This window comes from Marinobacter sp. V34, from assembly GCF_055524115.1.
Map to the genome: position 1 here is coordinate 134,798 of NZ_JBUPZY010000003.1, position 11,424 is coordinate 146,221.

Below are 11,424 nucleotides of genomic sequence, written 5' to 3' on the forward strand. Positions count from 1 at the left end.
TCGAAATGGTCAGTCAATTTTCTCGTCAGCAAGGAAGAACCAGGTATCCAGCACTGAGTCCGGGTTCAGCGACACAGAATCAATGCCCTGATCCATCAACCACTTGGCCAGATCAGGATGATCCGATGGCCCTTGACCGCAGATACCAATGTACTTGTTGGCCTTCTTGCAGGCCTGGATAGCACTGGCCAATAATGCCTTGACGGCGTCATTCCGTTCGTCGAACAGGTGGGCAATGATGCCGGAATCCCTGTCCAGCCCCAGGGTCAACTGGGTCAGGTCGTTAGAACCGATCGAGAAACCGTCAAAGTGCTCCAGGAACTGCTCAGCCAGCAGGGCGTTGGCGGGAAGCTCGCACATCATAATCACGCGCAACCCGTTCTCGCCACGCTTGAGGCCGTTCTCCGCCAGCAGGTTGACCACCTGCTCCGCCTCACCCACTGTGCGGACAAACGGCACCATGATCTCAACGTTTGTCAGCCCCATTTCATTACGAACTTTCTTCAGGGCCCGACATTCAAGCTCAAAACAATCGCGGAAGGTTTCGGAGATATACCGGGAAGCACCACGAAAGCCCAGCATCGGGTTTTCTTCGTCAGGCTCGTAAAGGGTACCGCCGATCAGGTTAGCGTATTCATTGGATTTAAAATCCGACAGGCGAACAATCACTTTCTTGGGCGCAAAGGCGGCGGCAAGAGTGGATATTCCCTCGACCAGCTTGTCAACGTAGAAGTCCACTGGCGAGCTGTACCCGGAAATACGCTTCTCCACCGTCTGGCGAATATCCCTCGGCAGACCGTCAAAATTCAGCAGCGCCTTAGGGTGCACGCCAATCATGCGGTTAATGATAAATTCGAGCCTAGCCAGTCCGACACCTTCGTTAGGCAGTGCCTGGAAGTCGAAGGCCCGGTCCGGGTTGCCCACGTTCATCATGATCTTGAACGGAATAGCGGGCATGGAGTCGACCGTGTTCTCTTTCAGCTCGAAATCCAGGCTGCCCTCGTAGATCATTCCGGTGTCGCCTTCGGCGCAGGACACGGTCACGTCCTGGCCGTCTTTCAGTATTTCCGTGGCATCACCACACCCCACCACGGCCGGGATACCAAGCTCACGCGCAATAATCGCCGCGTGGCAGGTGCGCCCACCGCGATCGGTGACAATGGCGGACGCCCGCTTCATCACCGGTTCCCAGTCCGGGTCGGTCATGTCCGTAACGAGAACATCACCCGCCTGGACTCGATCCATCTCCTTGATGCTATTAACAATTTTGACTGGTCCACTGCCAATTTTGTGGCCGATACTTCGGCCCTCCACCAGGATGGTGCCGGTTTCGTTGAGCAGGTAGCGCTCCATGACGTTGGCCGAGGTACGGCTCTTAACCGTTTCAGGGCGGGCCTGCACAATGTAGATGCGGCCATCGTCACCGTCTTTCGCCCACTCGATATCCATCGGGCGCTGGTAGTGCTTTTCGATAATCATGGCCTGCTTGGCCAATTCTTCCACTTCCGCGTCGGTGATACAGAAGCGATTACGATCGTCCTGTTCAACCTTTACCGTTTCCACAAACTGCTCTGCGGCGGGGTCAGTGTGATAAACCATCTTGATGGCCTTGCTGCCCAGGTTGCGACGCAGAACGGCAGGCTTACCCGCAGTGAGGGTGGGTTTGTGAACGTAAAATTCATCGGGGTTCACGGCACCCTGCACTACTGTTTCGCCCAGGCCGTAGGAGCCAGTGATAAACACGACATCCCGGAAACCGGATTCCGTGTCCAGAGTAAACATAACCCCACTGGCAGCAGTCTCACTGCGCACCATTTTCTGGATACCCGCAGACAATGCCACCTGCTTGTGATCAAAACCGTGGTGGACGCGATAGGAAATGGCGCGGTCATTGAACAGAGAGGCGAAAACCTCCTTTACTGATGTCCGTACCTGCTCCAGACCCACAACGTTAAGGAAGGTCTCCTGCTGGCCAGCAAATGACGCATCTGGCAGATCTTCTGCGGTAGCTGAGGAACGCACCGCCACCGCCAGGTTGTCGTTGCCACTGCGTAGCTTTGCATAGGCGTCTGCAAGCGGCTTCTCCAGCGCATCCGGAAACGGCGTGTCGAGAATCCACTGGCGAATTTCGGAGCCAACTCGCGCTAACTCGTTCACATCGTTGATGTCCAGGGCGTCCAGAGCGGTGTCGATCTTTTCACGAAGACCGTCTTTGGCCAGGAACTCACGGTAAGCGTGGGCGGTTGTTGCAAAGCCACCCGGAACGGTAACACCTGCGTTGGCAAGATTACTGATCATTTCACCGAGGGAGGCATTCTTTCCCCCTACCCGGTCAACGTCTGACATTCCCAGGTGATCAAACCAGATAATGTAATCTTCCAAAGCGTGTCTCCCTTGATTCATTGTAGCAAAGAGCCAAACCGGACAGGTGGGGCTGATTTCAACCCTGCAAATACTGCATTCTCCACTGCGGGCTCTCGAACTTGGCGTGTATGATACTGTAACCTGTGGAAATTACCTAGGGTAGCCGCCAAATACGGAGCCGGACCGCACACCATGAAACGAACCGCTTTCTTTATATCCGATGGCACCGGCCTGACCGCCGAAGCCTTGGGGCACAGCCTTCTGGCACAATTTGAAAAAATCGAGTTTGAACGCATAACGGTGCCATATATTGATGACGCTGACAAAGCCCGGGAGATGGTTAAGCGTATCAATAAAGCGGAGGAAATCGATGGCATGCGGCCGCTGGTTTTCGACACCATTGTCAATAGCGATATCCGTGATGTGATTGCCGGCGCGAACGGTTTCATGGTGGATATCTTCGGTACTTTTCTGAATCCATTGGAACAGGAGCTACAGTCATCGTCCTCCTACACCGTTGGCAAGTCACACGCCATCAACAACGAAGGCAGTTACGAACGGCGCATCCATGCCGTCAATTTCGCGCTGGATAACGATGACGGCGCCCGAACACGTCATTACGATGAGGCAGACCTGATTCTGGTAGGCGCCTCCCGCAGCGGCAAGACACCAACTTGCCTCTACCTGGCCCTGCAATATGGTGTTAAGGCGGCCAACTACCCCATCACCGAGGAAGATCTGGACGACCAGAAGATGCCTGCAGCTCTGCGCCCTCACAAGGAAAAAATCTTCGGTCTGACCATTGAGCCAGAGCGGTTGGCCACCATTCGTAATGAGCGCCGCCCAAACTCCCGCTACTCATCCATGAAGCAATGCATGCATGAAATCGAGGAAATTGAGCTGATGTATCGCCGTGAAAGAATCCCCTACCTCAACACGACGGCGTATTCCGTGGAAGAAATCTCTACGCGCATTATGGTCAGCACCGGGCTCAAGCGGAACCGATAGGCCTTCCGCTTCCTCGTTACGTTCAGGCAGGCGCTTTACAGCTCCTGAATGTCCAGCCCCAGAGCTTCAGCAGCGTCGCGATTCTCGAAGCTGGTAACAACCGCCACACTGGCACTGTCCGGCGTCAGCCACTCGCGGGCCACACGCTTCATATCGTCCAGACTCACCGCCAGCACCCGCTCCCGGAAACGCGCACGTTGCTCCGGTGTGCGGCCGAAAAGACGGTTATGGAAGGCATGGCGGGCAGCTCCCGCCGGAGACCGTGGGCGATCCAGTTGCCCAATCACGCCGAGGATGGACTCTTCCAGTTCCTGGGGATCGTGTTGCTCCGTTTGCAGCCATTCCAGGGCGTTGTCAAAATCCTCCAGCGTGTCGCCTAACCGCGGATCGCGGTAGGAAAAGAAACGGAAGGTGCCGTTCACGCTGTCCTGGCCAGCACCACCACCATAGGCGCCACCCTTTTCGCGGATGGTCCGGTGCAGGTAGCCGTTGCGCAGAAAACCGCCCAACACGGTCAGTGCCGCTGCGTCCTGATGGTCGATCGCAACCGTGCTGTAGGCTTTGGCACAGAAGTTCACCTGGGTTGACGTTAACCACGCCTGGCGCGCTTGGTAACTTACGGGCTCAAGCTTCCAGGCTGCTTCCTCTCCCGCACCGGAGTCGCCCCAAACGGTCTTCATTTCCGTCAGCATCGGGTCCAACTGCTCTTCCTCACCGATCAGCAGGAATTGACGAGACTGGTTCCGAATACGTTCGTGCAGCGCGGCAAGCCGCTCACATAACCTGTCGAGCTCGGCCGGATCGCTGAGGGACTTATCGAGCGCCTTAACGCCACGGATAGCCTCCAGGCCACCAAGACGGAACGACAGCCACGCACCCGGACTGATTCCCTGCGATGCCGCCCCCATGGCCAAAGCATGGCCACTGCCTGTAACCGCCTGCTCGCGGCGGGAACGAATCTGGGCAATCAGCTCACGCACACGCTCCTTCTCATCAAACCGGGCGCCATTAAAGACGTCGTTCAGCAGGCGAGTCAACGCCTCGCGGTTTCGAGCCAGCGCCTTGCCATTGAAGACGATATATCCCTCAAGATTCTGCACATCGTCGATTTGCCCTTTGGCGGAGAATGACGCACTGATGCCACCGGATTCGGCCGAGATACGGTCCTGCATCTGCAGGTAATCCAACTCGCCGCACCCCACTTCCGGAATCAGGGTGGTGTAGTACGGCAGCAACAACAGTTCTTCCTCGGTCAGGTTCGGTACCGGCAGGATCACCTGCTCGTACACCAGACCATTGGTGCCACGGGCATAAATGGTCGCAGGCATGTCACTGGCGAACCGCGCTTCAGGTTCCGGCAACTGCAGGGGAACATCGGTCAGGTCTACCTTCGGCAGGATGGAATCATCATCTTTCCGCGTCTGCCGCTCTTCCAGGGCCTGGGCGCGCTCAATTATCTGGCGCACTTCTTCGTCGGTCAACGATGCCTTGCGGTGGGCAAGGGCATCGCGAATGGCGGCCTGGCGACGGCTTTCCAGCTTGTCGTCCGGGCGCAGTGTCAGGGTGACGCGATGCGGGTTTTCCAGCAGTTTGCGGCGGATCAGGCCGGGCACATACTGGGGATCGCGGATTTTTTCCCGCATATCGGCCAGCACCGGCTCCAGATCCAGGAGTTCAACCGGATCTCCGCCATGGACCATTGGCGAAATCGCGGTCATGATCAGTTGCAGACCGTACGGGAAGCTGTCACCGGCGATCTCACGCTGGTGCAACTCCAACTGGTGCAGAATGGCTTCCAGGCGATCCTCACTGACGCCCTCTTCCACTACCTTGGCCAACGTCTGTTCGATCAGCGCTTCAAGGTCGTCCTGCTTGTCCGGGTCACTGCCCTCAATGCCGCAGACGAAGGTCATTTCACGATTGGAATCTTCCAGACCGCACATCGGAGACGGCGAGTGACCAATGTCGGTGGTTTCAAGAGCTCGCATCAGAGGCGACGCACTGTTTTCCAGGAGAACACTGGCGAGCAACTGCCCTTCCAGGTTTTCCTGCAGGTCAAAGCTGTGGCCCAATAACCAGCCCATCACGATGTGGGTCTTTTCGCCAGTTTCCTCGCCTTCACTAACGGCGTAGCTCTGGTCGACGCGCACCGGTGAGAACATCCGCTTCTCATCCCGCACCGGCAACTCCACATCCAGGCGATCAAACCGCTTCAGGGCCAGCTCTTCAAAGCGTTCATGATGCTCGTGGGCCGGAATATCCCCGTAGGTTGCAAAGATCGCGTTGCTGGGATGGTAGTGATGGCGGTAGAAGCGCAGCAAATCGTCGTAGCTCAGATCCACAATATGGTCCGGCTCACCGCCGCTGTTGTAGTGATACGTCGTCGTCGGGAAAAGGTGGCTGGACAGGTTCTGCCACAGCTGTGAGGTGGGCGCACTCATCGCGCCCTTCATTTCGTTGTACACCACACCACGGTAGACCAGGTCGGTGGACGGATCGTCAGGCGTATCGAATTCGAGGCGGTGACCTTCCTGCGCGAAATCCAGCGGATCCAGAGATGAGAAGAACACCGAATCCAGATAAACCGTCAACAGATTGTCGAAATCCTTGCGGTTCATGCTGGCGAAGGGGTAAGCCGTCCAATCACTGCTGGTAAAGGCATTCATAAAGGTGTTCAGGGACCGTCGAATCATCATGAAAAACGGGTCGCGCACCGGAAAACGCTCGCTGCCACACAGCGCCGTATGCTCCAGGATATGAGCAACACCGGTGGAGTCCATGGGGAAGGTTCGCAGGGCCACAAAGAACACGTTCTCATCGTTGTCCGCCGCCAGGTGCAAGTGCCGGGCACCGGTTTTGCGATGACGGTATTCCTCGACCGTCACGTTCAGCGTGCTGATCCGGTGACTGCGAAGCTTTTCAAAGGCCGGATGGACGGTGTTTTCGATCACTGCAGCCATTCAAACTGTCCTGTCTTTAACTAAATGGGGATTGTAGGGTAACACGTACTTTCTATTATCATGCACTAACCAGAAGCCACAAGGCAGCACCCAACTCCATGACCACCGACCCCCATGGCATCCAGACACCGGATACCCCGCCCAAGGCGGCCAAAACCGCCCACAAGGCTACCGGCAATCGCCGCGCCATCCACGCTCCGGAAGTGGCCGCCTACTGGGCCGAGCGTCGCCACTACCTGGAGCGTATACGCCGCGTCCCGGAAATAAGGCAGCGATACTGGCGGGCCATCGGCATGTATCTGCTTCGCCGGGTGCTTTGGTCCTTCGGTTTCTTTCCGGTTTTCATCGCGTTCTGGGTGCCATTTGTACTTTCCAGCTTCAACCCGGTGGTCATGGCGTCCGACCTGATCCCTTTGCTCGAAGGGTTCGTCGACGCCAATCCGGAAATTCAGGCCAATACCCTGAGTACACTCGTCATCGCCTGGGCGTCAATCGGATTCTTTTTTCTGGTGTTCGATTTTGTATTAACGCCGTTTAGATCCCCTTACGACTATGAAGCAGACGTCTACATGCGCTCCTGGGAACAACTCAACCATGACCAGCTTCCGGACAAAGTGTGATTTGTCCTGCATTCTCGTGAACTTCAGTGACTTTCTGTTACATAACATTGCTCCGACTGGGTAAGATGAAGCGGTGTCATTCCTGAACCCCGCTCAACAACGACAATGAAACGGGCCGGATATTGGCAGTAACACGAATGCAGAATTGAGAGGTTGTCCATGGTCGATTTCAGGCCCCTCCTGTTTGTCAACGCACTGGCACTGATGCTTCTGGTGACGGCGGGCTTTGCGTCCGTCCGCGATGACTTGCACCGGGACGTGAAAACAGTAGCCAGCGTACCGAACACCGAGGAGACCATCACCCGTGTTTCCAGTGATACCCCAGCGGAGGCACAGCGCCCGGACGAACTTTACCAACCGGATACCAGGGAAGACGTAGCCGAAGACAACCTCGAATTGCCTTTGGAAAGCGATGCCCTGGCTGCATCCGGAGAGCCGTCAGGCGACGATTCCGCGACCGTCTCCGGTGCCAGCCGCATTAACGCCAAACCTTTTTCCGTTCCCGACCTGCCGGAAGACCCCAAGATGCTGGCAATGGCGGAACCAGCATCGGCCATGCCGGAAACCGACACCCGACGCGATGCGCCAGAGCCCCCTACAACCGGACTGCTGATACTGCGCTCCAATGTCGTCGACGATAACGTCACCATTGATGGCAAGGACCATGGGGCCACGCGGCTGGACCTGGAACTCGAACCGGGCAAATACGACGTCACCATTCGCAAGGAAGGTTACAGGCCCTGGCAACAAACTGTGGCAATCGCCGCGGGCAATGAAAAAACCCTGGTGGGCAAACTGGAGGCTTATACAAGGGTGGAGTACCGAAACGGCAACTGGGTTGGCGGAGTTAAAACCGGCGATGGCACTTATGAAGACGCCGACGGCCTTCGGTATGAGGGGCACTTCGTAGACGGCGAGTTTGATGGCAAGGGCACAGCCTGGCACCCGGATGGCAGCCGCTATGAAGGCGACTGGCAGGAAGGCCAGCGTCATGGCGAGGGCACTTGGCGAGACGCAGACGAAACCCGCTACACCGGCCAGTTCCGCAACGATCAGTTTGACGGCCAGGGCACGCTCACCATGGCCAATGGCGACATTCTCACCGGGCAATGGTCAGGAGGCAGGCTCAACGGGCATGGTTCGCTGACCACGTCAGACGGCATGCTCTATGTTGGCGGTTTCAAGGAAGATGAGTTTCACGGCGAAGGCACCCTCACCTATCCGGATGGACGCCACTACGAAGGGGCGTTCTCCAACGGCGAGTTCCACGGCAAAGGCAAGGAAGTCTTTGCCGATGGAAAAAAATACGAAGGTCAGTATATTGAAGGTTCGTTCCACGGCAAGGGGCTGCTACTGAACCCCAATGGCAGTTCGATTGAGGCGACCTTCCGGTACGGCGAGCCCTACGGACAAGTCCGCCTGACGACAGCAGCCGGGGAGATATTTACCGCCCGGACCAAGGAGCCCGGTGTTTGTTATCGGGAGAAAAGCTACCGGGCGACCCAATGCCCGACACTTGAAGGCTGGTAAACACCCGCCCGATAACGAACACACACGCTGTAAAGGTTGAGGTTGTAACATGGCGATCAAGAATGCACTCCTGGTAGACGACTCGAAAGTGGCTCGATTTGCCCTGAGCAAACTGCTGGAAGGCCGGGACATGGAAGTGAACATGGTCGGCTCGGCGGAGGAGGCATTGGATTTTTTGAGGTCCCACCAGCGTCCGGACGTGATTTTCATGGATCACCTTATGCCGGGGATGAATGGTGTGGAGGCCATCAAGGCCATCAAGGGCAATCCGGACACTGCAGCCATCCCCATCATCATGTGCACCTCCAAGAAATCGTCATCGTTCATGGAGGAAGCCCGCAACTTCGGTGTCTACAACATTCTGACCAAACCACCACACACAGAAGGGCTTAGCCTCGTTCTCGACCAACTCAACAGTGATGTGACCGAAGGCAACCTGCCCGAACCGCCGGAACTGGATGCAGGCCCGAAAACATCGGACGACGATATCCTGGATATTCCCTCCGATGCCTCCCTGGAAATGTCACCAAAAGCCGAGGATGGGCTACCCGCAAGTGACAACGGCGGCCCCCAGGTTGTACCCCTGACCAGTGATCTGATCGAACAGATCGCCCGCTCAGCAGTAAAAACTCACATCAACAACCGCCTGCACGAATTACTCAGTTCGCTGTTCGACGAGCAGTTTGACCATCTCAAGCGGGTACTGGACGAATCCGGCAAGAAGCAGGAAGCGGCGGTTGAGGAACGCCTGAACACGTTGATGAATATGATCGAAGAGCGCACACGCAACCTGCGTGACGACGTGGCCGCTGAAGTCAACCTGAACCTGGGCCGGGAACTGGCGGATCTGCGCAAAGATCTTTCTCGCAACACCGGCTTCACCAGTGACCACATGGCGGAACTCAAGGATCATATAACCAGCGTACAAACCATCGATACCGAGTTCTGGCAGACCCTGCAGTCGGAGGCCATCCAACAGGCCCACGAAATCTCCCGGGAAACCGCCGAGGACATCGCCCAGAGAACCATTGACCTGTTCGTGGCACAGCAGCGCTCCGCCACCTCGCGCATCTACACCGTCGGCCTGGCTGCCAGCCTGGGTATTTTTGCAGTGGGCATAGCCTGGTTATCAGGGCTGTTCGGCTGATTCGCTGTTGATGCGTCGCCAGTCCTCGGGCGTATCCATGTCCGACTCGGCGCCAGCCATAGGCAGCCGGGTCGCGCCATGTCGTGCCAGCACGACAGCGGCTCCCTTATCCCCTTCAAGGGCCATGATTTCGGGCCATAAGCGTCGGGGAATGTAAGCCGGCGCCCCCGGCTTTCCCCGCAGGTCCGCGGCAGCAGGCTGCGACGGATTCGTCCGCGCCACCTCGGCAAGTGCAAGCATCGCATCCGACGGGATTAGTGGTTGATCCAGCAGCACCACAAACACCCCCTTCACTCCCGGCCCGAGACTTGCCACACCGGCTTTCAAAGAGGCTGACATCCCTTCCGGCCATTCCTGGGCAATCACCCATGCAGACGGGTGGCTCCGGCAACGATAGCGGACCAGCGGGTACCAGCCACCGACGACCACCGTGACGGATCCCCCAAGCAGCCTGGCCTGACCGATAGCATGGTCCAGGAGCGTACCGGAACCCACCCGCAACAACGCCTTGGCCCTCCCCATTCGGCGTGAGGCGCCGGCAGCCAGCACCAGTACTGCAAACGCATCATGATTATCCGAGTTGCCCTGGCCCACTCACCTGCCCCTTGTTTTTGCCCTGCGACACACGCAAGACTGCTAGCGTTAGCGAATTTTTGCTAGAATCCGCCCATCAATCAACCTCATCTTTCCGGGCACCTCCGATGAATCACCTTTTCGTAGACAATCTGACGGTTATCGACTTCGCCTACCTGGATGCTTCCAGGGGCCTCGTTGGTGAAAGCTGGATTGTCGATGTCGTGCTCGGAGGAGAACTGGATGACCAAGGTATGGTGTTTGATTTCAGCAACGTCAAACGCACCATCAAACGGGTTATCGACGAGCGCGTGGATCACCGGCTGGTGATACCTCGAGCCTACAAAGGGCTTGAGTGGACCGAGGATGAGCCAGACAGCTTCACTTGGCACCTGACCAACGGCACCCACATTCTTCATCGCTCCCCGGACGAAGCGGTGGTTTGGCTATCTTCTGATCGTGTGGTGCCTTCTGCCGTTGCCCGGCTGTTGGAGCAGGAATTACGGGCAGTGTTGCCAGCAAACGTGACGAACGTGGACATTGCGTTGCGCGAAGATGTGATTGAAGGGGCCTACTACCATTATGTTCACGGCCTGAAGAAACACATGGGTAATTGCCAACGGATTGCCCACGGGCATCGCTCGCCTATCCGGATTGACCGTAACGGGCACAGAGACCGGAACCTCGAGAATCAATGGGCCAAGCGGTGGCAGGATATCTACGTGGGCTCCGAGGAGGACGTAACCCAACGCTGGGTGGCCGAAGACGGTACAGCGTACGTAACCTTTGAATACGAGGCCAATCAGGGGGAATTTGCGCTGACATTGCCGGAGAGTCGGGTTTATATGCTGGACTCGGATACTACTGTGGAGCTTATTGCGGCGCATATTGCCGGACAGTTGAAATCCGAGTTTCCGGAGGATGCCATTCGGGTCAAGGCATATGAAGGCGTCGGCAAAGGGGCTATTGCGTCCCGCTGACATTTCCTTTAGACACAAAAAAACCGCCCGAAGGCGGTTTTTTTGATGGCTTACCGGTGGACTAAACCGGTTGAGCCGCATTGGCGTCCCCTAGGGGGTTCGAACCCCTGTTGCCGCCGTGAAAGGGCGGAGTCCTAGGCCACTAGACGAAGGGGACTAGAAATTGGTGGAGCCAAGCGGGATCGAACCGCTGACCTCAACACTGCCAGTGTTGCGCTCTCCCAGCTGAGCTATGGCCCCTC

General features: G+C 57.0%; 8 protein-coding genes and 2 tRNA genes. 5 read left to right on the plus strand and 5 right to left on the minus strand.

What is annotated here, in order from left to right; all coding sequences use genetic code 11:
- Positions 1-9 precede the first annotated feature (9 nt).
- Positions 10-2,382, minus strand: a complete 2,373-nt coding sequence (gene ppsA / locus AC0B60_RS06100) for a phosphoenolpyruvate synthase (RefSeq protein WP_465084862.1) — start codon at positions 2,380-2,382, stop codon at positions 10-12.
- Positions 2,383-2,556: 174 nt separating this feature from the next.
- On the opposite strand from ppsA, the gene ppsR reads away from it, so the two are divergent.
- Positions 2,557-3,372, plus strand: coding sequence for a posphoenolpyruvate synthetase regulatory kinase/phosphorylase PpsR (gene ppsR, locus AC0B60_RS06105; protein ID WP_465084864.1), 816 nt, complete (start codon positions 2,557-2,559; stop codon positions 3,370-3,372).
- Between the two features lie 35 nt (positions 3,373-3,407).
- Here ppsR and AC0B60_RS06110 read toward each other — a convergent pair whose 3' ends face one another.
- On the minus strand, positions 3,408-6,332 hold the full coding sequence (locus AC0B60_RS06110) for an insulinase family protein (protein WP_465084865.1): 2,925 nt from the start codon (positions 6,330-6,332) through the stop codon (positions 3,408-3,410).
- 98 nt (positions 6,333-6,430) lie between these two features.
- Here AC0B60_RS06110 and AC0B60_RS06115 point away from each other — a divergent pair, with 98 nt between their 5' ends.
- From AC0B60_RS06115 to AC0B60_RS06125, 3 genes are all read left to right on the plus strand, one after another.
- Positions 6,431-6,952, plus strand: a complete 522-nt coding sequence (locus tag AC0B60_RS06115) for a hypothetical protein (protein ID WP_465084866.1) — start codon at positions 6,431-6,433, stop codon at positions 6,950-6,952.
- Between the two features lie 159 nt (positions 6,953-7,111).
- Positions 7,112-8,482, plus strand: a complete 1,371-nt coding sequence (locus tag AC0B60_RS06120; protein WP_465084868.1) for a PEGA domain-containing protein — start codon at positions 7,112-7,114, stop codon at positions 8,480-8,482.
- Between the two features lie 49 nt (positions 8,483-8,531).
- A complete protein-coding gene (locus tag AC0B60_RS06125) occupies positions 8,532-9,629 on the plus strand; it encodes a response regulator (RefSeq protein ID WP_465084870.1) in 1,098 nt (365 codons plus the stop codon).
- Here AC0B60_RS06125 and AC0B60_RS06130 read toward each other — a convergent pair.
- Positions 9,612-10,223 (minus strand): nucleotidyltransferase family protein, encoded by a 612-nt coding sequence (locus tag AC0B60_RS06130; RefSeq protein ID WP_465084872.1) that lies wholly within the window; start codon positions 10,221-10,223, stop codon positions 9,612-9,614. The two genes, AC0B60_RS06125 and AC0B60_RS06130, sit on opposite strands and share 18 nt — an antisense overlap.
- Positions 10,224-10,330: 107 nt before the next feature.
- On the opposite strand from AC0B60_RS06130, the gene AC0B60_RS06135 reads away from it, so the two are divergent.
- Entirely contained in the window at positions 10,331-11,182 is an 852-nt protein-coding gene (locus tag AC0B60_RS06135; protein WP_465084874.1) for a 6-pyruvoyl trahydropterin synthase family protein, read from the plus strand.
- An 81-nt stretch (positions 11,183-11,263) separates the two neighbouring features.
- Here the strand turns inward: AC0B60_RS06135 and AC0B60_RS06140 are convergent.
- Positions 11,264-11,339, minus strand: a tRNA-Glu gene (locus tag AC0B60_RS06140).
- 7 nt (positions 11,340-11,346) lie between these two features.
- A tRNA-Ala gene (locus AC0B60_RS06145) sits at positions 11,347-11,422 on the minus strand.
- Between the last annotated feature and the right edge of the window lie 2 nt (positions 11,423-11,424).